A 21,088-nucleotide genomic window follows, 5' to 3' on the forward strand; every position below is an offset into this window, starting at 1 on the left:
GCGCCACTGCCCAGAAGGCATGGGGCAGCGATGACCACCTTTGCTTTCGACCTCGTCGGCTTCGATCTTGACGGCACGCTGCTCGATACCGGCGCGGACCTGACCGCCGCCGTCAATCACGCGCTCGCCACGCGCGGTTACGGCCCCTTTCCGGTCGAGACCATCCGCCCGTTCATCGGCAAGGGCGCGCGGCGCATGCTGGCGCGGGCACTGCAGGAATCGGGCGAGCAGGACGAAGCGCTGGTCGATGCGCTGCTGCCGATCCTGCTGGACCATTATGCCGCCAACATCGCGGTACATACCCAGCCATATCCGGGCCTGATCGACGCGATGGATGCGCTTTCCGCGCGCGGCGTGCGACTGGCCGTCTGCACCAACAAGCGCGAGGCGCTGGCGCGCAGCCTGCTCGATCAGCTCGGCCTTACGCCCCGTTTTGCGGCTATCGTCGGCGGCGACACGCTCGGCCCCGACCGGATGAAGCCGCTGCCCGATCTGCTGCTCGACATGGTTGAGAAGGCGGGCGGCGGGCGCACCATCTTCCTGGGCGATACCGACAATGACACGCTGGCCGCCCGTGCTGCTGCCATTCCCTCGATTGCGGTCAGCTTCGGCTTCGTGCCCTGCACGGCGGAAGAGATCGGCGCGGATGCCGGCATCGACCATTATGACGAGCTGGTGCCGCTGCTGGAGCGCTGGGCGATCTAAGCCGCTCCCCGCCCCAGCGCCGCGATCTTTGGAATCGCGCTGGCAGTGCGAATCATCTACGGGGTGGCCATGGCCCGCGTCGATCGCTCGATCTGGATTTTGCTGCTGACGGGGGCGCTCGCGACCGTCATCGTCTATGCCTTGACCGGCAGCGCGGAAGCCACGTTGACGTCGGCGGTGGCCTGCCTGTTCGGCGTCGCACTGCTCTTCGATGCGCTGGAGCGCCGCGCAACGCCGTCCCTGATCTCGGCACCTGCCCCTGACGCAAATGGCGCGAGTCTCAGCCAGATCGACACGCTGCTCCAGGCCTTGCCGCATCCGAGCCTGATCGTGGAGCGCGGGCGGATCGAGCGCTGCAATGACGCCGCGCTGGCACTGCTCGGCCGCCACATCATTGGGCAGGACGTCCGGCTGGCGCTGCGCCACCCGGCCGCAATCGATCTGCTCACCGGCCCCAATCAGGCGCAGGCCCCCGCCCGCGTTGACATCATCGGCCTGGGCGCCGCCGGCCAAAGCTGGGCGCTCGACATTCAACCGATTGCCAATGGCCGCCTGCTCGCCTTGCTTTTCGACCAGAGCGACAAGCAGGCCGCCGAGCGGATGCGCGTGGATTTCGTCGCCAATGCCAGCCACGAGCTGCGCACGCCGCTGGCCGGCATCCTCGGCTTCATCGAAACCCTGCGCGACCCCGTCGCGGGCGCCGATGCGGCCACCCGCGAGCGCTTCCTCACCATCATGGATGGCGAGGCCCGGCGGATGCAGCGGCTGGTGGATGATCTCATGTCCCTCTCCCGCATCGAGGCGGACAAATATCGCTCGCCCGACCAGCCGGTGGCCTTCGCCCCGCTGGTGGAGGAAGTGGTGCAGGTCTTCCGCCAGGGGCAGAACAAGCGCGGGCAGGATATCGTGACGCAGGTCGACCCGGACTTGCCGCCGGTGCGCGGCGACCGTGCGCAGTTGAGCCAGCTGCTTCACAACCTCATCAGCAATGCGCTCAAATATGGCGCGGCCGGCACGGCGGTGACGGTTCGGGCCGAGCCGCATGAGCGCAACATGGTGCTCCTGGCGGTGAGCGATCAGGGCGAGGGCATTCCACCCGAACACCTCCCCCGCCTCACCGAGCGCTTCTACCGAATCGACTCAAGCCGCAGCCGCGCGATGGGCGGAACGGGCCTTGGCCTCGCCATCGTGAAGCACATCGTGCAGCGCCATGGCGGAATTCTTCAGTTCGACAGCAAGGTCGGCGTGGGCACCACCGTGCGGGTGGAACTGCCGGTCTTCCGCGCTCTTGCGGGGGAAGAGGCCGCTGCCGGCACCGCGCGGGCCGCTTCTGCCGGGTGACCGAGTCACAAAAGTGAAACAGAAACGTCACAGAGGCGCGAGGAACCCGGTTCTAAGGCGACGCCGGGCAACACAAGCGCCTCCCGGAGACCAGTCCATGCGTCACGCATTTTTCGCCGCGTCCCTGCTCATGCTCGCGGCCTGCCAGAACCAGCCCGGTGGCGGCGCGCGCGATCAGATTCGCGCGGTCGGCTCGTCCACAGTCTATCCGTTCGCGCAGGAAGCCGTGCGCCTCTTCCAGAATGACAATCCCGGCATGAAGGCGCCGATCATCGAATCCACCGGCACCGGTGCCGGCATCAGCCTGTTCTGTAAGGGTGTCGGCGCCCAGAACCCGGATATTGCCAACGCCTCCCGCCGGATGAAGAAATCCGAGTTCGAGGCGTGCAAGGCAAACGGCGTCAACGAGATCATCGAAATCCAGATCGGCCTCGATGGCCTGGCGCTGGCGGAGTCCGTGAAAGGCCCCAAGATCGCGCTGACCACCAAGCAGGTCTATGAAGCGCTGGCCGCCAATCCCTATGGCAAGGGCCCGAACAAGGCCAAGACCTGGAAGGACATCGACCCCGCGCTGCCCGCCATTGCCATCTCCGTCTTCGGCCCGCCCTCGACCTCCGGCACGCGCGATTCGCTGGCCGAGCTGATCCTGACCCCGGGCTGCGACACCGACCCGGCCATGAAGGAGCTCAAGGCCAAGGATGAAGACAAGCACAAGCAGCTCTGCACGCAGATCCGCGAGGACGGCGCCTATGTCGATGCCGGCGAGAATGACAATCTGATCGTGCAGAAGCTGAATGCCAACCCCGATGCAGTCGGCATCTTCGGCTTCTCCTTCCTCGAGGCCAATCGCGACACGGTGCGCGACATCGCCATCAACGGTCAGGAAGCCACTTACGAAACCGTTGCCGGCGGCTCCTATCCCGGTGCCCGTCCGCTCTATATCTATGTGAAGAAGGCCCATCTCGCGGCCATTCCGGGCCTCAAGGCCTATATGGAAGCCTTCGCCAAGAACTGGGCACCCGATGGTGCGCTGGCCCGCCGTGGCATGGTCGCCGCGCCCGAGGATGTGCGCACGGCCAATGCCGAGCGCATCGCAAACCTCACCGTGCTGAACGGCGACGAACTGCACTGATCGGACAATCCAACCGGTGACGGCGCGCTGCCGCCACCGGTTCCTGCCAGGTTGAATGGCCAAGGGGGTATGAGCGAATGAGCGGCGTAATGATCGTCCTGATCATAGGCGCGCTTGGGGTGATCGGCTGGATCATCGCCCGGGCACGCGCCACCCGGCTGCAGGCGGAGGTCGGTCGTCTCGCAACCAACAGCCGCCCCACCCAGCACGGTTGGTATGTGGCTCTGTGGACCATGCTGCCGGCTTTCGCCTTCCTCGCAGTCTGGGCGAATGTAATGCCGGCGCTGATCGCGGACTCCGTGCTGGCCACGCCCGCGGCCCAGAGCCTGCCCACCGACGATTTCTCCCGCAACGCGATCCTCGCCGAAGCACAGTCCATTGCCACCGGGTCGCAGGCGGCCGCCTTCAATCCCCAAGCCACGGAGCTGGTCGAGCCCTATCGCGTCGCGACGATGCGCTATTCGACCACGGGCGCGATCCTCGCCGCGATCCTGGCCTTTGCCTGCGGCGCCTATGCCCTCTCCCGCGTCCGCCCCGCCTTCACCGCCCGCCACCGCGTCGAGAAGGTGGTGATGTGGTCGCTGCTCGGCGCCTCGTTGATCGCCATCGTCACCACCGCCGGCATCGTCGCCTCGCTGGTGTTTGAATCGATGCGCTTCTTCTCGATGGTCAACCCGCTCAACTTCCTGCTCGGCCTCAACTGGAGCCCGCAATCGGCCGCGATGGGTTATGGCAATGAGGACGCCTTCGGCGCGGTGCCGCTGTTCTGGGGCACGATCTTCATCGGCGCGATCATCGCCATGATCGTCGCCATTCCGCTGGGGCTGATGAGCGCCATCTACCTCACCCAATATGCCCGCCCGACGACCCGCAAGTGGATGAAGCCGATCCTTGAGGTGCTCGCAGGCGTGCCGACGGTGGTCTACGGCTATTTCGCCGCGCTGACCGTCGCGCCGGCACTGCGCAGCCTCGCGGTTTCGCTCGGCATTTCCAACGCCTCCTCCGAGAGCGCGTTGGCCGCGGGTCTCGTCATGGGCATCATGATCATCCCCTTCGTCTCCTCCATGGCGGACGACAGCATTGCCGCCGTGCCGCAATCGATGCGCGATGGCAGTCTGGCCATGGGTGCAACGACCAGCGAGACGATCCGCAAGGTGCTGATCCCCGCCGCGCTGCCCGGTGTTGTCGGCGGCGTGCTGCTCGCCGTGAGCCGCGCCATCGGCGAGACGATGATCGTGGTGATGGCGGCCGGCCTTGCCGCCAACCTCACCCTCAATCCTTTCTCCAGCGTGACGACCGTGACCACCCAGATGGTCCAGTTGCTCACCGGCGACCAGGAGTTCGACAGTGCCAAGACGCTCGCCGCCTTCGCCCTCGGGCTGGTGCTGTTCGTCGTCACATTGCTGCTCAACATCGTCGCCCTGCGGGTCGTGAAGAAATATCGGGAGGCTTACGAATGAGCGGCGAGACTGTTCTCGACCGGGCCGCAGCCAGCGACCGCGCCGAACGGGCGCCGACCGACTGGCGCGGCGACGCGATGAAGCGTCGCATTGCGCGCCGCTACGCCGCCGAGCGCCGGTTCCGCCTGTGGGGCATGGCCGCCGTGCTAGTTTCGGCCGGCTTCCTCGCCTTCCTGCTCATCTCGATGATGGGCAATGGCCTGCGCGGCTTCACGCAGACGGAAGTCGCCGTGCCCATCGATTTCCCGCGCTCGCCCGCGCTGATCGATCCGGCGGTGCTTGCGACCAACCCCGAGCAGGCGCTGGCCAGTGCCAATCTGCCGGCGGTGCTGGAGCAGGCCACAAGGGAGGCGTTCGGCCTCCCCGAGACCCAGATCCTCTCGCCCAACGCCGTGCTCACCCTGCGCAAGGCGATCATCAACGATCCGACCATTCTCCAGCGCAAGGCCACGGTGAGCCTGCCCGCCTCGACCGGCTTGGACGTCGCGATGAAGAGCGACGGCACACCTGCCGACGAGGCATTGGTCGCGAAGCTCGGCGATGCCGGCGCGCTCTCCACCGCCTTCAACATCGGCTTCCTCACCGGCAGCGATGGCACGGACCCGACCATGGTCGGCATCTGGGGGGCGCTCAAGGGCTCGCTGATCACGATGGTGATCACGCTTGCGCTGAGCTTCCCCATCGGCGTGTTCGCCGCGCTCTATCTGGAGGAATATGCGCCGCGCAATCGCTGGACCGACCTCATCGAGGTGTCGATCAACAATCTGGCGGCGGTGCCCTCGATCATCTTCGGCCTGCTCGGCCTCGCTATCTTCCTTAACGTGATGCACCTGCCCCGCTCCGCGCCGCTGGTCGGCGGCATGACGCTGGCGCTGATGACCATGCCGGTCATCGTCATCGCCGGGCGCAATGCGATCAAGGCCGTGCCACCCTCGATCCGCGATGCGGCGCTCGGCATCGGCGCCTCCCCGGTGCAGGTCGTGTTCCACCATGTGCTGCCGCTGGCCCTGCCCGGCATTCTCACCGGCACCATCATCGGCATGGCCCGTGCCTTGGGCGAGACCGCACCGCTGCTGATGATCGGCATGCGTGCCTTCGTCTCGCAGCCGCCGGGCGGCTTCACCGATCCCGCCACCGTGCTGCCGGTCCAGATCTTCCTGTGGTCGGATGAAGTGGGCCGGGGCTTCATTGAAAAGACCTCCGCCGCGATCATCGTGCTGCTGGCGTTCCTGCTCACGATGAACAGCATCGCGATCTTCCTGCGCAACAAATTCGAGAAGAAATGGTAATGGCCGATATTCAGACCAGCGCACCCAAGATGTCCGCTCGCGGCGTCAAGGTCTTCTATGGCGAGAAGCAGGCGATCGACAATGTCTCGATCGACGTGGACCTGGATCATGTGACCGCCTTCATCGGCCCCTCGGGTTGCGGCAAGTCCACCTTTCTTCGCACGCTCAACCGCATGAACGACACGGTGGCGAGCGCACGGGTGGAAGGCGAGATCACACTCGACGGCGAGGATATCTACGCCTCTGGCATGGACGTCGTGCAGCTGCGCGCGCGGGTGGGCATGGTGTTCCAGAAACCCAATCCCTTCCCCAAGTCGATCTATGAGAACATCGCCTATGGCCCGCGCATCCACGGCCTTGCCGCCAGCAAGAGTGATCTCGATCAGGTCGTGGAGAAGTCGCTGCGCCGCGCCGGCCTGTGGGAGGAAGTGAAGGACCGCCTCAACGAGAGCGGCACCGCCCTTTCCGGCGGCCAGCAGCAGCGCCTGTGCATCGCCCGCGCGATTGCCGTGGACCCGGAAGTGATCCTGATGGACGAGCCCTGCTCGGCGCTCGACCCGATCGCCACCGCCAAGATTGAGGAGCTGATCCTGGAGCTGCGCGGCAACTACGCCATCGTGATCGTAACGCATAACATGCAGCAGGCGGCGCGCGTCTCCCAGCGGACGGCCTTCTTCCACTTGGGCAAGCTTGTGGAACAGGGACCGACGACCGAAATCTTCACCAACCCGCGAGAAGAGCGCACCAAGGATTACATCACCGGACGCTACGGCTGACATCGGCCGATTGGATGGACAGGAACGAGCTATGACGGAACACACGCTCAAGGCCTTCGACGACGACATCAACGCCCTGCGGGCGCTGATCGCCGAGATGGGCGGCCTCACCGAGGATGCCATCGACAATGCCATCAAGGCGCTGACGACACGCGATGTGGCGCTCGCCAAGAGCGTCGTTGCCGGCGACGCGCGGATCGACGAGCTGGACGCGCATATCGAGCGGCTGGTCGTGCAGACCATCGCGCTGCGCGCGCCAATGGCGGACGATCTGCGCGAGATCATCGCGGTGCTCAAGATCGCCGGCATCGTCGAGCGCATGGCCGACTATGCCAAGAACATCGCCAAGCGCGTGGAGACGGTGACGGCCTCCAGCCGCATGGAGCCGCTCTCGCTGCTCCCCTCCATGGCGCAGATCGCCCGCGAGATGGTCAAGTCCGCGCTCGATGCCTTTGCCGCGCGCGATGCGCAGCAGGCGCTGGCCGTGATCGAGCGGGACCGGGCGGTGGACGATTTCTACAATTCCATCTTCCGCACCATGGTGACGTTCATGATGGAGAACCAGAAGATGATCTCCGAGAGCGCGCATGTGCTCTTCATCGCCAAGAATCTGGAGCGCATCGGCGACCACGCCACCAACATCGCCGAGATGGTCCATTATGTCGCGACCGGAGCCAAGCCGCCGGAGCGGGAGAAGGGAACGTCAGTCGACCTGCTGGCGGAGGACTGAGTGGTGGTCCGCGCAAAGATGTTGCTCGTCGAGGACGATGCAGCGCTGGCGGAATTGCTCATCTGGCACTTCCAGCGCGAAGACTTCGACGTCACGCAGACGCCCGACGGCGAGGAAGCGCTTATTCTGGCGCAGGAGAGCACGCCGGATATCGTGCTGCTCGACTGGATGGTGGAGAATCTCTCCGGCATCGAGGTCTGCCGGCGACTGCGGCGGATGCCAGAGACGGCCAATGTGCCGATCATCATGCTCACCGCCCGCGGTGAAGAGGAAGATCGCGTGCGCGGCCTGGAAACGGGCGCTGACGATTATGTGACCAAGCCGTTCAGCCCCCGCGAGTTGATCGCCCGCGTGAATGCGGTGCTGCGCCGCGTCCGCCCTGCCCTCGCCGGCGAGGTTCTGACCTTTGCCGATCTGGAAATGGATACGGTGGCCCACAAGGTGCGGCGCGCGGGGCAACTCGTGGCCCTCGGCCCCACCGAATTCCGCCTGCTGCGCCATCTGCTCGAACATCCCGGCTGGGTGTTCTCCCGCGAGCGCCTGCTCGACAGCGTTTGGGGGCAGGACAGCGAGATCGAACTGCGCACCGTCGATGTCCATATTCGCCGGCTGCGCAAGGCGGTGAATGCCGGCGGCCTGCCGGACATCATCCGCACCGTCCGCTCAGCCGGCTATTCGCTGGATGCCGACGCCGCCTGACCGCGCGCCTTTAGAAACGCGCGGTCCCGCCGGCCGTCAGAACTCATACTGCGCGCGCAGACCGAACACGTCGCTACCATAATCGTCCCGCGTGCCGGCGACGACGGGCGTATCGCGCACTTCGACGCGCAGATAATTGGCCAGGAACTTCACCCGCTCGATCGGCACCCAGATGAGTGACACGCCGTAGGTCTGCTCGCGGCCGCCATTGATCAGGCCATCGTCGAGATCGAGCCAGTCATAGCGCAGGTTGAGCTGCCAGGCGCCCGAGCCGCCCTTGTCCAGCCCGCGTGTGGGCTTGATCGAGCCGAAGGCGCCGTTGCGATAGCCCCGGCCGGAGGCGCCAGCGAGGATGTAGCCGACTTCCCCATAACCACCAAAGAAGGTCGGATCGGCAAGGCCGGGCCGCGCCACCTGCTGCCAGAAGCCTTCCGCCGCCACATGCCACCGTCCCCGCAAGGCCGCGAATTCCAGGCCATAGCCTGTCTCCGCGCTGGCGCTGAACAGGCCGGTGTCGACAAAGCGGACATCGGTCGTCCGCGCGCCGGGCCGGGCGCGATATTGGAGGACGTCGGTCAGATCGTTCAGCTCCCGGTGATGCAGCGAGCCGCCAATATGAAGTTGCGTGTCGCCGAGCTTGGGCATGAACACCAGCCGGCCATCCAGCGCATAACTGTTGCTGGTGACGCCCGACGTGCCGAGCGCCGCGAGATCATCTGCAAAGGCGCCGGCCGAGAGCATCACGTCGCCGTTTCGATAGGTGGCCGAAAGCCCCAGCCGCCGCTCCAGACCGAAGGCCTGCGTATAGGCCGCGCGCTCGAGGAAACTGGTTTCCAGATCGCTGGTCAGATCTTCCAGCGTGGTGATGCGGTGATGCCCGACCGTCAGCGTAAGCGGCCCTCGCTCATAAGTGAGCCAGGCGTCGGTGAACTGCGCGCTGCCGGACGCGAAATCCAGCTCCAGCCGATAGCCAAAGCCGCCACCCAGCGTGCCGTCCGCACCCAGATAGGCGCGGCGCACGTCGGCCGACCAGCCCAAAGTGGGCGCATTGATGCCATCCGGGCGGGAAACGACGTTGGTATCGAGTTGCAGCCGACCGCGGGGCTTGAAAGAAAGCCCGCCCTCGCCGCTAAATTGGGGCGCACCACGCCAGCTGAGCTGCGCATCCGGCTTGGCGCTCGCTGCGGGCGCGGGAGTGGCAGTCTGGGCAGAGGCGACCGCCGCCTCGGGGGTCGCGGACGGCGTGGAGGACGCGTCCTGTGTGCCCTCGACCTTGCCGAGCCGGGCCTCCATGCTCTCAAGCTGCGCTCTTAGCCGCGTAATTTCTGCCCGCAGCGCGGCGACGTCATCCGGGGCAGAGGCTTGCGAGGAGGCCTGGGCCAGCACGGGCGCGGGTATCGTCAGCGCGCTCGCAGCGAGAAGCGCCGCCATCAGGGGAAATCGCAAGGTCCATGCTCCGTTCAAATGTCGGACGCCGGTATGACAGTTTGATGACAGTTTTGCGACAGTCGGGTGAGAGACCTGGCGGCGACGCGCCTGCCCCTAATCCTCGATCAGCTTCATCAGCCGGCGTTCGACAGGCGCCAGAATTCCGGCCAGTTCCTGCCCCCGGCGCAGGATCACGCCATTCTCGCCGATCAGCGCCCACATGCCCTGACGGTTGCGCAGAGACGGGCGCTTCTCGATGCGCACCTCCGGGCGTTCCGCCGTGCGGCGGAAGGCGGAAAAGATCGCGACGTCCCGATTGAGATCGATGGCATAATCGCGCCACTGCCCGGCCGCGACCATGCGTCCGTACAGATCCATGATGCGCGAGAGTTCCAGTCGGTCGAAACTCGTCTGCGTGGGCGGGCTATTGGCCGGTGTGGGCCGGGGAGGAAATGGTGTGACGTTGCTCATCAAGCCGAGGTGCGGGACTGGCCGTCAGCGCCGTCCGCGCGCCGGGCTTCCTGCTCGGCGACCAGATCCGCCAACCGCTTGCGCAGCACTTCGACCTCGCACTGGAGGATTTCCAGCTTCTGCGTCGCCGGATCGTAGGTCTCGCTGCAGGGCGTACCATAAGGCGTGAACGGCTTTTGATATTCCTTGGCATCGACCAGCGTCGCGCGGGCTGGAATGCCGATCATTACCGCGCCCGCCGGCACGTCCTTGGTCACCACGGCATTGGCCCCCACCCGCGCGCGCTCACCCACGGTGATCGGGCCGAGCACCTGCGAGCCCGATCCGATGATCGCGCCGTCGCAGATCGTCGGGTGGCGCTTGCCGGCGATTCCATTCGCCGGATCGGTGCCGCCCAGCGTCACGCACTGGTAGATGGTGACATTGTCGCCAATCAGCGCCGTTTCGCCGATGACCGTGAAGCCGTGATCGATAAAGAAATTCTTTCCGATCGTCGCACCCGGGTGAATGTCGATCGCGGTCAGGAAGCGGGAAAAATGATTGACCAGACGCGCAAGGAAGAAGAGCCGCCAGCGAAACAGCTGATGCGCGACCCGATGCAGGCCGAGCGCCCAGACTCCTGGATAAATAAGGATTTCCAGCCGCGAGCGCGGCGCGGGATCGCGCTCTTTCACGGAATCGAGATAGGACAAAAGCCCCATGGCAAAGCGTCCCTTGCTGGCCGACAAGAGCAGCTATCTAGTCGCGATGCGTTGAAATTTCTAGAGCGTTGCCAGGATTAGGCCCAAGGACAATTTCCTTGCCAAGCCGGAAACGGCGGGCCTATTGTCCAGTGAGTTAATTGAGAAAGGCTTGCCCTTGCCCGACGCCTGGATGGATTTTGCGCTGATGCTGTTGCCCTTCGTGGCCGTCGGCTTCGGTGCGCAGATAATCGATGGCGCGCTCGGCATGGCCTATGGCGTCATTTCCAGCAGCCTCCTGCTCGCGCTCGGTGTTCCGCCCAAGGCAGCCTCCGCCAGCGTTCATGCCGCGGAGACCTGCACCACCGCCGTCTCCGCGATCAGCCATGTTCTGCATGGCAATGTCGACTGGAAGCTGTTCTGGAAGCTGGTGGTTCCCGGGATGATCGGCGGCGTTGCGGGCGCCTATTTCCTCTCGAATATCGATGGCGAGCTGATCCGGCCCTATATCCTCTCCTACCTTGCCTTTATCGGACTCTGGCTGCTGTGGCGCGGGCTGCGTCATACCGAGGCGCATGTGCGCGACCCCCGGTTCGTGTCCCCGCTCGGCCTCCTCGGCGGCTTTCTTGATGCCTCCGGTGGCGGCGGATGGGGTCCGGTCGTGACCTCGAACTTGCTGATCCAGGGCACCAGCCCGCGCCACACCATCGGCACGGTCAACACGGTCGAGTTCTTCCTGACGCTGTCGATCAGCATCACCTTCCTCGTCCATCTCGGCTGGGAGACGTTCACGACCGCCACGACCGGCCTGTTGATTGGCGGCGTGCTGGCGGCGCCGCTCGGCGCCTGGATCGCCAAGCATGTTCCAGCCCGGCCTCTGCTCATCATGGTCGGTTGCGTACTGACTCTGACGACCGGGTACGGCATCCTGCGCTCGCTTGAACTGATCGGCTAGATCGATTAAATTGTCCCTTTCCAGCGGAAAGGGCGATCAATGTCGATCTACATGCCGACCCTCAAGCAGCTCCAATATCTGGTTGCGCTGAAGGAACATGGCCATTTCGGGCGTGCGGCGGATGCGTGCTTCGTCACCCAGTCCACCCTCTCGGCAGGCATCCGCGAACTGGAATCGCTTATCGGCGTCACCTTGGTCGAGCGAACCCGCCGTATCGTGCGCTTCACGGCGCTGGGCGACCGCATCGTCACCAAGGCCCACCGCGTGCTGCGCGAGGCCGAAGAACTTGCCGCCATTGCGCAGGCCTCCGGCACGCCGCTGGTCGGCGAATTGCGGATGAGCGTCATCCCGACTATTGCACCGTTTCTCCTCCCCCGGCTGTTGCCCAAATTGCGCGAAGAGCGCCCGGCGCTGCAGCTTTATCTCCGCGAGGAAACCAGCCACGCGGCGCTCGACTCGTTGCGCCACGGCCATGCAGATTGCGTGCTGCTCGCCCTGCCCTTTCCCTGCGGCGATGCGGAAATCGAGGTGCTGTTCGATGATGCGCTGTTCGTGGCCTTCCCCAAGGACGATCCACGCGATCCGCCGGCCCTGATCACGCCCGAGATGATCGACGGCAACCGCCTGCTGCTGCTGGAGGATGGCCACTGCCTGAAGGAACATGCGCTGGCTGCTTGCAACCGCGCGGAGTTGCGCACCGAGGCGACCATCACCGGCACGTCGCTGCATACGCTGGTGCAAATGGTGGATAATGGCCTGGGGCTGACCTTGCTGCCGGACATGGCGATAAGGGGCGGCATTCTTGCCAACACCAAGATCACCGCGCGGCCGATCCAGTCGCCGAGCGCCCATCGCGAGATCGCCCTGGTCTGGCGGCGCAACTCGCCGCGAGAAGCCGACTTCCGATTGATGGCTGACATTCTGCGCAACGCCGCGACCAGCCAGCAGGAGACAGCCGAGGCCGCCTGAGCGCGGCGGCCGTCAGATCGGGTCCAGCCGCCCCTGCCGCCAGATCGCGGCGCGCGCGTCGTCGGCGCCTTTCGCTTCGACCCAGCCGGCCGAGCCGTCATGCCGGATTTCCTGCTTCCAGAAGGGCGCTGAGACTTTCAGCCAGTCGATGAGAAACGCACAGGATTCGAGCGCAGCGACGCGGTGGGCCGAGGCGGTGCCAACGAAGACGATCCGCGCGCCGACCGGCAGTTCACCGAACCGGTGGATCACCGTCACGCCGAGCAGCGGCCAGCGGGCGCAGGCCTCTTCGACCACCGCTCCGATCTGTGCTTGCGTCATCGCGGGATAATGCTCCAGCCGGAGCGCGCGCAGCCCGCCATCATCGCGCACCAGCCCCGTAAAGCTCGCGATCCCGCCGCCCTCCAGGCCTTCCAGCCGGGCCAGCTCGCGGCCGGGATCGAAATCCTCCGCCGTGACGCGCAGCGAGATCGAGGGGGTGGCGTCAGCCACCGGTCACGGGCGGAAAGATCGCCAGCTCGCGCGCCTGGCCGATGGCAGTGTCCAAGGGCACGAACTTCTGGTCCAGCGCCGCGCGCAGACGCGCTCGGTCAGCAAAGGCCGCCGCATGACCAGCGCTACCGGCTGCCAAGGCATCGAGAAGTTGCGCAACGGTCGTCTCCGGCGATGGCACGGGCTGCTTCTCCTCATCCACGCCGATCCGCTCGCGCACCCAGGCGAAATAGAGAATCGTGATGTCGGCCATGTTCAGACCGTCATGTGCTTGAGGCCGGCGCGCAGATAATCCCAGCCGGTAAGCAGGGTCAGCAACGCTGCCGCCCACAGGGTGACGAGGCCGGCAAGCTGGATGAACGCGATGTGCGGCAATCCGCCCGCCAGAATGAGCGCGCCCAGCGACACAAGCTGAAACGCCGTCTTCCATTTCGCGAGGCGCGAAACCGGGACGGAAATCCGCAGGCCCGCGAGAAACTCCCGCAGGCCGGAGACCGCAATCTCCCGCAGCAGGATCACGAGCGCGGCGATGATATGGACGCCGTTGATGTTCTGGTTGGCACACAGGATGAGAATCACCGCGCCGATCATGATCTTGTCCGCGATCGGATCGAGGAACACGCCGAGCTTGGAGACCGTGCCCTGCGCGCGAGCGAGATAGCCATCGAAATAATCGGTAATGCCCATCAGGCAGTAAAGCGCAAACGCCGCGAGATAGCCGATGCGCCAGGCATGGACCGAATCCGCCGGCCACAGCAGGGCCACAAGCAGGGGCACGGCGAGAATCCGCGAGAGGGTGAGAATGTTTGGCAAGAACTTCACGACAATGCGGGTGCCACAGCCGCCGAGCGCAGACAAGGGGCTGCGCGATGCGGCATCCAATGTCTTTTCAGCTGCCCATTTCGCCGCTAGAAGCCCGGCGACGGCGCGAGTCCGGCCGGATCACAAGAGTTCACGCACTTATGCAGGCATCCCTGCGGCTGCTCGGCCACCGGAAGTTTCTGCCCCTGTTCGTCACTCAGTTCCTCGGGGCCTTCAACGATAATCTCTTCAAGACTGCGATGATCCTGTTCGCGACCTATGGCGTGTTTCAGGACCCGCAGCAGGAATCGGCGTTCAATGCGGTCGCGACCGGGCTGTTCGTGCTGCCCTTCTTCCTGCTCTCGGCGCTCTCCGGCCAGCTTGCGGACAATATCGACAAGTCCAGGATCATCCGCACGGTCAAGCTCGCGGAAATCCTGATCATGACGGTCGGTGCGGCCGGCCTGCTGGTGAGCGCGCGGCACCCAATGACCGGCGTTGGCCTCATGCTGACCGCATTGCTGGCGATGGGCGTTCACTCGACCTTCTTCGGGCCGATCAAATATGCGATTCTCCCTCAGCATCTGGAGCAGGATCAGGTGCTCGGCGGGACGGGGCTCGTCGAAGCCGGCACCTATATCGCCATTCTGACCGGGACGATCGTCGCGGGCTGGATCAGCCCGACCGCCGCGGCGTGCGGCGTCCTCATCATCGCGATGATCGGCTACCTCTCGGGCCGCATGGTGCCGCCCGCCCCGCGCGTCGGGCCGCCGATCGACATGGATTACAATATCTTCCGGGCCTCCTGGCGCCTGATCTCGGCAACCATGCACATCCGCCGCCTGTTCCTGGCGATCATGTCGATCAGCTTCTTCTGGATGATCGCCACGGTGCTGGTCATCATCTTCCCGCCGCTGGTGAAAAATGAGTTCACCGCGACCAAGGAAGTCGCGAGCATGTTCCTCGCGATCTTCTCGATCGGCGTGGCGGTAGGATCGGTGGCGGTCAACCGCCTGCTCGGTGGCGTCGTCTCCGCCCGTTACTCCCCCATCTCGGTGCTGATGATGGCCGGCTTCATCTGGTTCTTCTCCTATGCCTCCGGCGACTGGGTCCGCGCGCCCGCCGATACGCTCTATACGGTCCGCGATTTTCTCGCCGCACCACATAGCTGGCGCATCGTGATCGCTTTGTTCGGCATCGCGACGTTCGGCGGCATGTTCGTTGTGCCGCTCTACGCCTTCCTCACCACCACGGTGAGCAAGGACCAGACCGCGCGGACAGTCGCCGCCAACAATGTCGTCAACTCAGGCGCGATGGTCTTCGGCGCGCTCGTCATCATGGCCGCGACCAGCGCGGGCCTGAGCAACCGGGAAGCACTGCTCATCATGTGTGGCATGTGCGGCATCTGCGCCCTGCTGGCGCTGAAGCTTCACCGGGCGTGCGAAGCGGACCTGGCAGCCGCGCGGGAAGCCGGCGGCCGCTGAGTCCTCACACGATGAACGTGTAGGCGACCGTAAAGAACGCCGCGAAGCTCAGCACAAACAACTTCCAGTCCTTGTCTTCGTCCGGCGCAGGGCGGGCTTGCGACGTCGCGTCCGGCGCAGGCCGGAACACATGGCGGGGAAGCGACTGGCGAAACGGATGTCTCGCCTCTTCGTGAGTCAGAACGGGGGCGCGTCTCATAGTTAAGAACTGTTAACCATTGTAACCCGGCAGGGAAGCCCGGAAGATGGTTAACGCGCCGTGCGGCACCCCGAGGCGCAAATTTGCGGTGAAATTTTACCGACTTCGCCTCCAACCATCTCAAAAACGGACCCAGTTCCAAGATGATAAACTTTTCGTCAATTATATTTGGCCAACGTCCGGACACGAACCCTCGAACCGTCTCGCGCTCATTAATCCGGAGTTTCGCCCCGTCATGGTCAAGCAGAGCAAGTGGGCTATGCCCCTCCTCATCACTCTTCTGACCACCGCCTGCGGAGGCGGTGGAGCGGGCGGCGTCAATTCCACGCCGACCCCGACACCGACGCCGACTCCCACAGCTACCCCGACACCGACGCCGGCCCCGACGCCTACCCCTACGCCGACTCCCACACCTACCCCGACACCGACTCCCACTCCCACGCCGACGCCGACCCCCACCCCGACGCCGGCGCCCGCCCCCAGCCCGAACCCGATTGTCGGGCCGAATACGAGCCTGATGGGGCCGCTGCAGAGCCAGACGTTCACCAGCAATGGCGGCAATCTTTCCGGCCGCTTCTATGCCGATGAGCGGCCGGTCGAGAATGGCCAGTCGGCCCGGGGCACGCTCTCGATCTCCTATAACGCCGCCACGCAGAGCTATTCCATCGCCACGGCCAACCGCAGCGCCACCTTCGCCCCAGCCGATCTGGTCGCGTCCGGATCCCCGGCGTTTATCAGCTTCCAGAAGCTCGGCACGACCAGCGAGGCACTGACGCTGACACGGCCCGGCACATCGGGAGAACTGACCTATCGCTATGTCGGCGGCGGCGCATGGGAGCGCGCCACGGTCTCCGGTAACACCCTCGACTTCACCTATGATCCGTTCACTTATGGCATCCAGACGCCTGCCGGCCAGCTCCAGCCATCCGGCACCGGGCGTTATGCCGTGAGCCTCGTCGGTGCGCGGGCGATCGATTCTCCCTTTGCGGTCGCGGGGAGCGGCGCCCTGCAGATCGACTTCCAGAGCGGCGCCCTGACCAGCAGCGGCGTGCTGACCACGATCGACGTGGACACCGGCCTCATCAAGGGCATCGGCGCCTATTTCGGTGAGGCAGCGCTGACCAGTGGCACCACCGCCTTTTCCGGCAACTTCTTCATGGATGACGGCAAGCGCTTCAACGGCGGTTGGGACGGTCGCTTCTACGGGCCCAATGGCGAGGAAGTCGGCGCGACCTGGTATCTCTATAGCGCCGACGGCGAGGTGACCGCCGGCTATATGCTGGGCCGGCAGGACAGCACAGTGGCCGGGCTTAACATGTCGCTCACCGCCCTGCAGTTCGACGACAGCTTCGAGCACCGGTTCAGCCAGCTCAGCCTGACCGATATGGGCAGCGGAAACAGCGCGAACAATGCAGCACTGCTCCGCTCCAACGGGCTGTTCACCTACAACGCCGCGCAGGGCAGCTACCGCTATCAGGATAGCGACCGGGGCATCGACACGACATTCGGTTCCGCCAGCCTGGACTCGGCGGCCTCCTCGAATGCACTCGCGGTCTACAAGATCACCGGCGGGGATGGCCTGTCCTACACGCTCTCGCTCAACAAGGCCGGCGCGGGCAACACCGCCATTGCGCTCAGCTATGCGAGCTTCGGGCGCTGGGAGCGCGCGCAAGCACCGGGCAGCGACCGGCTCGACCGCTGGTTCGCCTGGGGAATCCGCACCAACGGCTTCCAGATCCCGACCGGATCGGGCAGCTTCACGGGCATCATTCGCGGCACGGCGGCGCAGTTCGGCGGCGGCGCGACCTATGCGCTGAGCGGAACGAGCAACTTCGCCGTCAATTTCGGCGCCGGCACATTCACTGGCTCGCTCAACCCGATCGGCAAGAGCAATTTCGACGGCAGCACCCGCAATTTCGGCACGTTTACCTTCGACCGCGGGGTCATGGACATCGACGCCGGACTGACGGCGGACGTCGTGAACGGCAGCAATGCCTATCTCGGCTTCTTCGAGGGCGCTCTCTACGGCCCGACGGCGACGGAGATCGGCGGCACCTTCGGCTTCCAGACCGCGCCGGGCGATACCAGCAGCACATATTATCTAAGCGGCGCGACGGTGGGCAAACGCACCAATTGATTTGTCCATAGCGCACCGGCAAGGGCCTGCCATGACATTGCGACGACTGAGTTGGCTGGGGCTGATCCCAGGCCTGTGCCTGCATGCCCCGCTGGAAGCGCAGGCGCAGGCCCAACCGCCCGCTGGCAGCACGCCGACCGTTTCCGAAGACGCCAGGTCCATCTCCGGCCTCAATGCTGCGCAACTGTTCGACCTCGCCGATCAGGCGCGCGTCGCGGGGCGGCTGGAGGATGCCGAGACCATCTATCGTGCGCTTGCCCGCGATCCTGATCTCAAGGTCCGCTCCGAAGCGCGCTTTCGCCTGGGCATGATGCTCGATGAGCAGGGCCGGCAGACCGATGCCGCCCTCGCCTTCCGCGCTATCTTGGATGAGGAGCCGGGCGCGACCCGCGTGCGGCTGGAACTCGCGCGCGTGCTGGCGGCAATGGGCGATGAAAGCCGCGCCCGCCAGCAATTGCGGCAGGCGCAAGCCAATGGCTTGCCGCCGGACGTGCAGCAGGTGGTGGATCGGTTCGCCGCCGCACTGCGCTCCAACCGGCGCTTCGGCGGCAATTTCGAACTGGCCATGGCGCCGGACAGCAACATCAACCGCGCCACCGATGCCAAGGAGCTGGATACGGTCATCGCCCCGCTCACGCTGGATGAGGATGCGCGGGAGCAATCGGGCATTGGCCTGCGCCTCTCAGGGCAGGTCTATGCCCGTGTCGGGCTGGGCCAGGGACTGACGCTGGTGCCGCGGCTCTCGGGCGATGGCACCTTCTATCGCGCCAGTCAGTTCAACGACCTTTCCGGCAGTGCCCTGCTGGGGCTGGAGTGGCAACGGGGGCGCAGCCGCCTCATGCCTTCTGCCGGCGTCACCTGGCGCACTTATGGCGGCAAGGCTTATGCTCGCACGGAGACGGCCGATCTCCGCTGGACGCAGCGCATCGGGCGGCGGGCGCAAAGCGATGTCGGCTTTTCCTACGGCCGGTCCCATTACAATCGCAACGCCCTGCAGGATGGCGCGCTCTACAATCTGAGCGCCGGCATCGAGCGCGCGCTGTCTGCCCGCAGCGGCGTCGGCATTCAGCTGAGCGGCACGCGGCAGACCGCGCGCGATCCCGGCTATGCGACCGCCTCGGGCGGGGCGACCTTGCTCGGCTGGCGGGACATGGGCCGAACGACCCTGTTCGCCAATGCCACGGTGCGGCGGCTAGAAGCCGATGCCCGGCTGGCTCTGTTCCCGGAGCGCCGCAAGGAGTGGTTTCTGCGCGGATCGGTCGGCGCGACCTTCCGCCAGATCGAGGTGGCAGGCTTCTCGCCGGTCGTGCGGCTGGCCTATGAGCGTAATATCTCGACGGTCGGCATCTACGATTATCGGCGCACGACCGTGGATCTGGGCATCACCCGCGCCTTCTGACTCTGCCCCATGCGGTGGGGCGTGACGGCGCGCGGGAAAGGGTGTAACGGCTCGCCCATGCCTCGTTTGCTCGCCTCGATCCATGATGTGACGCCGCATTTTGAAAGCGAAGTCGATGCGCTGTTCGACCGCCTGAGCGGCCTGCTCGGTGGTCCGCGCATCGCCATGCTGGTGGTGCCCGATTTCGAAGACAAGGCGCCGCTCGCCGGCAATGCCGCCTTTGCCGGCAAATTGCGCCGTTGGGCCGATGCCGGGGTGGAAATGTTTCTGCACGGCTGGTGCCACCGCGACGATGCCCGCGAAAAGGGCTTCATGCAGAAGCACATGACGGCCGGCGCCGGTGAGTTCGCGCAGCTCTCGCGGGAGGAAGCGCGTCGCCGGCTGGAGCGTGGTCGCCCGATCGTGGAGGACGCTATCGGCCGGCCCGTGACCGGGTTCATCGCCCCGGCCTGGCTCTACTCGCAGGATAGCCTGCAGGCGCTCGCCGATTGCGGCTTCCCGCTCGCCGAGGATCATCTCAAGGTCTGGCAGCCGGAAACGGGCCTTGTCGTCGCCAAGGGGCCGGTCATCACCTGGGCCAGCCGCACGAAGGGCAGGATCGCCAGTTCGCTGATCGTCGCCGCCGCCGCCCGCGCCGCGCCCTGGGCGCTGCCCAATGCTCGCATCGCGGTGCATCCGCCTGACACCACCGTACCCGCTTTGCTCGACAGCATCGACGCGACCTACAGCAAGTTCATGCGCACTCACACGCCCGCGCGCTACGCGGATCTTGCCGCCTGATGGGTGACGAGAGGCCGTTGTTCGTCCTGAGCGTGCTCCACAGCCTCGAACCGGGCGGGGTCGAGCGCGATCTGCTGCGCTTTACCAAGGCCTGGCGAGAGGCTGGGCTCGATGCCCGCATCGCGCTTGGCCGGTGGGAAGGCCGGCTGCAGGAAGAGGCGCCGGACGTCCCCTATATCATCCCGCCCCCGGGCCGGCTCGCGCGGATCGAGACCGAGAGCCTCTGGATGATGATCAAGCTGCCGGGCATTGTGCGGCGGTTGAAGCCCGATGTGCTGTTCTTCCCCAGCAACGGGCTGATGGCGGTGGCTGCGGTCACGCGCCTTGTTCTGGGCAAGAGCTGCCCGCCCATCGTGCTGCGCCCGAGCAACAGCCTCGACGAGCGCCACAGCAGCCCGCTGCGACGGCGGCTGAGCCGGTTCATCATGCATGGCCACAGCCATATCTATGCGGCTGTTGTCGCGATGGCGCCGCCGGTTCGTGACGAGATCGAAACCGAGATGGGCGTCCCACCTGAGCGGATCGCCATCATTCACAATGCCTCGATGACGGCGGCGGTGGCGCAGCGTCTGGCCACTCTGCGCGACGCCACGCCCCGCAATCACCCGGGCCGGCATTTCCTCGGCGTGGGGCGCCTCTTCCCGCAAAAGAACTTCGAGCTGCTGCTGGATGCCTTTGCACGGATCGCGCGGCCGGACGACCGGCTGACGATCGTGGGTGAAGGCCCCCTCCGCGCCACACTGGAAGCGAAGGCGCAGGCGCTCGGCGTCGCCGCGCAGCTTAGCCTTCCCGGCCATCACAACCCTGTCGACCCCTGGTTTGCGCAGGCCGACGCCTTCATCCTGTCCTCGGACTTCGAAGGCGTGCCGGCGGTCATCGCGGAGGCGCTGGCAGCCGCCATTCCCATCGTCGCGACGGATTGCACCATCGCCATGCCGATGATGATGGAGGATGTGGGCACGCTGGTTCCAATCAAGGATGTCTCGGCTCTCGCCGCCGCCATGGATCGCGTGTGCGACCAGAAGCCGCAGATATCCGCCATGCGCGCGCGTGCATCCCTGTTCACGATGGAGGCGACGCTAGAGAAGTGGATCGCCCTCTTCCGCCGTGTTGTGGGGAAATAGACTTTGACCCCGGCCAGATTGTTGCTATCCGCAGCGC

The 21,088-nt window shown here is 65.5% G+C and carries 22 protein-coding genes; 15 read left to right on the forward strand and 7 right to left on the reverse strand.

Annotated elements, in window-relative coordinates:
• Nucleotides 1-30 precede the first annotated feature (30 nt).
• From M2332_RS05115 to phoB, 8 genes are all read left to right on the forward strand, one after another.
• Nucleotides 31-705 (forward strand): HAD-IA family hydrolase, encoded by a 675-nt coding sequence (locus M2332_RS05115; protein ID WP_264573221.1) that lies wholly within the window; start codon nucleotides 31-33, stop codon nucleotides 703-705.
• Between the two features lie 69 nt (nucleotides 706-774).
• Nucleotides 775-2,046, forward strand: a complete 1,272-nt coding sequence (locus M2332_RS05120) for a sensor histidine kinase (protein WP_264573222.1) — start codon at nucleotides 775-777, stop codon at nucleotides 2,044-2,046.
• 97 nt (nucleotides 2,047-2,143) lie between these two features.
• A complete protein-coding gene (locus tag M2332_RS05125) occupies nucleotides 2,144-3,178 on the forward strand; it encodes a substrate-binding domain-containing protein (RefSeq protein WP_264573223.1) in 1,035 nt (344 codons plus the stop codon).
• Nucleotides 3,179-3,255: 77 nt separating this feature from the next.
• Entirely contained in the window at nucleotides 3,256-4,638 is a 1,383-nt protein-coding gene (pstC, locus tag M2332_RS05130) for a phosphate ABC transporter permease subunit PstC (protein ID WP_264573224.1), read from the forward strand.
• Nucleotides 4,635-5,927 (forward strand): phosphate ABC transporter permease PstA, encoded by a 1,293-nt coding sequence (gene pstA, locus M2332_RS05135; protein ID WP_264573225.1) that lies wholly within the window; start codon nucleotides 4,635-4,637, stop codon nucleotides 5,925-5,927. Before pstC ends, pstA begins: the two co-directional genes overlap by 4 nt.
• Nucleotides 5,921-6,703 carry a phosphate ABC transporter ATP-binding protein PstB gene (gene pstB / locus M2332_RS05140; RefSeq protein WP_264573226.1) on the forward strand — a complete coding sequence of 261 codons (783 nt, stop codon included), beginning with the start codon at nucleotides 5,921-5,923 and terminating at the stop codon, nucleotides 6,701-6,703. The genes pstA and pstB overlap by 7 nt, the downstream gene beginning before the upstream one ends.
• A gap of 31 nt (nucleotides 6,704-6,734) precedes the next feature.
• Nucleotides 6,735-7,433, forward strand: a complete 699-nt coding sequence (gene phoU / locus M2332_RS05145; RefSeq protein ID WP_181560146.1) for a phosphate signaling complex protein PhoU — start codon at nucleotides 6,735-6,737, stop codon at nucleotides 7,431-7,433.
• A gap of 3 nt (nucleotides 7,434-7,436) precedes the next feature.
• A complete protein-coding gene (gene phoB / locus M2332_RS05150) occupies nucleotides 7,437-8,132 on the forward strand; it encodes a phosphate regulon transcriptional regulator PhoB (protein WP_181560147.1) in 696 nt (231 codons plus the stop codon).
• A gap of 36 nt (nucleotides 8,133-8,168) precedes the next feature.
• On the opposite strand, the gene M2332_RS05155 is transcribed toward phoB, so the two are convergent.
• The 3 genes from M2332_RS05155 to epsC all read right to left on the reverse strand — a co-directional run bounded on the left by M2332_RS05155 (nucleotide 8,169) and on the right by epsC (nucleotide 10,732).
• On the reverse strand, nucleotides 8,169-9,563 hold the full coding sequence (locus tag M2332_RS05155; protein ID WP_264573227.1) for an OprO/OprP family phosphate-selective porin: 1,395 nt from the start codon (nucleotides 9,561-9,563) through the stop codon (nucleotides 8,169-8,171).
• 111 nt (nucleotides 9,564-9,674) lie between these two features.
• Complete coding sequence (locus tag M2332_RS05160) at nucleotides 9,675-10,031, reverse strand: DUF2794 domain-containing protein (RefSeq protein ID WP_181560149.1); 357 nt, start codon at nucleotides 10,029-10,031, stop codon at nucleotides 9,675-9,677.
• Nucleotides 10,031-10,732: a serine O-acetyltransferase EpsC gene (epsC, locus tag M2332_RS05165; RefSeq protein ID WP_181560150.1), complete on the reverse strand. Its 702-nt coding sequence runs from the start codon at nucleotides 10,730-10,732 to the stop codon at nucleotides 10,031-10,033. Before epsC ends, M2332_RS05160 begins: the two co-directional genes overlap by 1 nt.
• 172 nt (nucleotides 10,733-10,904) lie before the next feature.
• Between epsC and M2332_RS05170 the strand changes: the two genes are divergently transcribed.
• Together M2332_RS05170 and M2332_RS05175 are read left to right on the forward strand one after the other, a co-directional pair.
• Nucleotides 10,905-11,666: a sulfite exporter TauE/SafE family protein gene (locus M2332_RS05170; RefSeq protein ID WP_181561460.1), complete on the forward strand. Its 762-nt coding sequence runs from the start codon at nucleotides 10,905-10,907 to the stop codon at nucleotides 11,664-11,666.
• A gap of 39 nt (nucleotides 11,667-11,705) precedes the next feature.
• Entirely contained in the window at nucleotides 11,706-12,635 is a 930-nt protein-coding gene (locus M2332_RS05175) for a hydrogen peroxide-inducible genes activator (protein WP_264573228.1), read from the forward strand.
• 12 nt (nucleotides 12,636-12,647) lie between these two features.
• Here M2332_RS05175 and M2332_RS05180 read toward each other — a convergent pair whose 3' ends face one another.
• Genes M2332_RS05180 through pgsA form a run of 3 tightly spaced genes read right to left on the reverse strand, consistent with a single transcriptional unit; the run spans nucleotide 12,648 to nucleotide 13,985 of the window.
• Nucleotides 12,648-13,127, reverse strand: coding sequence for a molybdenum cofactor biosynthesis protein MoaE (locus tag M2332_RS05180; protein WP_264573229.1), 480 nt, complete (start codon nucleotides 13,125-13,127; stop codon nucleotides 12,648-12,650).
• The gene (moaD, locus tag M2332_RS05185) at nucleotides 13,120-13,380 is read right to left on the reverse strand and encodes a molybdopterin converting factor subunit 1 (protein WP_264573230.1); all 261 of its coding nucleotides are present in this window, start codon (nucleotides 13,378-13,380) and stop codon (nucleotides 13,120-13,122) included. The genes M2332_RS05180 and moaD overlap by 8 nt, the downstream gene beginning before the upstream one ends.
• A gap of 2 nt (nucleotides 13,381-13,382) precedes the next feature.
• The gene (gene pgsA, locus M2332_RS05190; protein WP_413715941.1) at nucleotides 13,383-13,985 is read right to left on the reverse strand and encodes a CDP-diacylglycerol--glycerol-3-phosphate 3-phosphatidyltransferase; all 603 of its coding nucleotides are present in this window, start codon (nucleotides 13,983-13,985) and stop codon (nucleotides 13,383-13,385) included.
• A gap of 104 nt (nucleotides 13,986-14,089) precedes the next feature.
• Here pgsA and M2332_RS05195 point away from each other — a divergent pair, with 104 nt between their 5' ends.
• Entirely contained in the window at nucleotides 14,090-15,412 is a 1,323-nt protein-coding gene (locus M2332_RS05195) for an MFS transporter (RefSeq protein ID WP_264570830.1), read from the forward strand.
• A 4-nt stretch (nucleotides 15,413-15,416) separates the two neighbouring features.
• On the opposite strand, the gene M2332_RS05200 is transcribed toward M2332_RS05195, so the two are convergent.
• Entirely contained in the window at nucleotides 15,417-15,611 is a 195-nt protein-coding gene (locus tag M2332_RS05200) for a hypothetical protein (RefSeq protein WP_181560155.1), read from the reverse strand.
• Between the two features lie 517 nt (nucleotides 15,612-16,128).
• Here M2332_RS05200 and M2332_RS05205 point away from each other — a divergent pair.
• The 4 genes from M2332_RS05205 to M2332_RS05220 are packed head-to-tail and all read left to right on the forward strand — an operon-like array spanning nucleotide 16,129 to nucleotide 21,051.
• Nucleotides 16,129-17,748 (forward strand): transferrin-binding protein-like solute binding protein, encoded by a 1,620-nt coding sequence (locus M2332_RS05205; RefSeq protein WP_264573231.1) that lies wholly within the window; start codon nucleotides 16,129-16,131, stop codon nucleotides 17,746-17,748.
• Between the two features lie 31 nt (nucleotides 17,749-17,779).
• Nucleotides 17,780-19,147 carry a surface lipoprotein assembly modifier gene (locus tag M2332_RS05210; RefSeq protein ID WP_264573232.1) on the forward strand — a complete coding sequence of 456 codons (1,368 nt, stop codon included), beginning with the start codon at nucleotides 17,780-17,782 and terminating at the stop codon, nucleotides 19,145-19,147.
• A 57-nt stretch (nucleotides 19,148-19,204) separates the two neighbouring features.
• Nucleotides 19,205-19,927 carry a DUF2334 domain-containing protein gene (locus tag M2332_RS05215; protein ID WP_264573233.1) on the forward strand — a complete coding sequence of 241 codons (723 nt, stop codon included), beginning with the start codon at nucleotides 19,205-19,207 and terminating at the stop codon, nucleotides 19,925-19,927.
• Nucleotides 19,927-21,051, forward strand: a complete 1,125-nt coding sequence (locus tag M2332_RS05220; RefSeq protein WP_264573234.1) for a glycosyltransferase — start codon at nucleotides 19,927-19,929, stop codon at nucleotides 21,049-21,051. Before M2332_RS05215 ends, M2332_RS05220 begins: the two co-directional genes overlap by 1 nt.
• Nucleotides 21,052-21,088 lie beyond the last annotated feature (37 nt).

The sequence above is a fragment of the Sphingobium sp. B11D3A genome (genome assembly GCF_025961695.1).
In the GTDB taxonomy this organism is placed as follows: Bacteria; Pseudomonadota; Alphaproteobacteria; order Sphingomonadales; family Sphingomonadaceae; genus Sphingobium.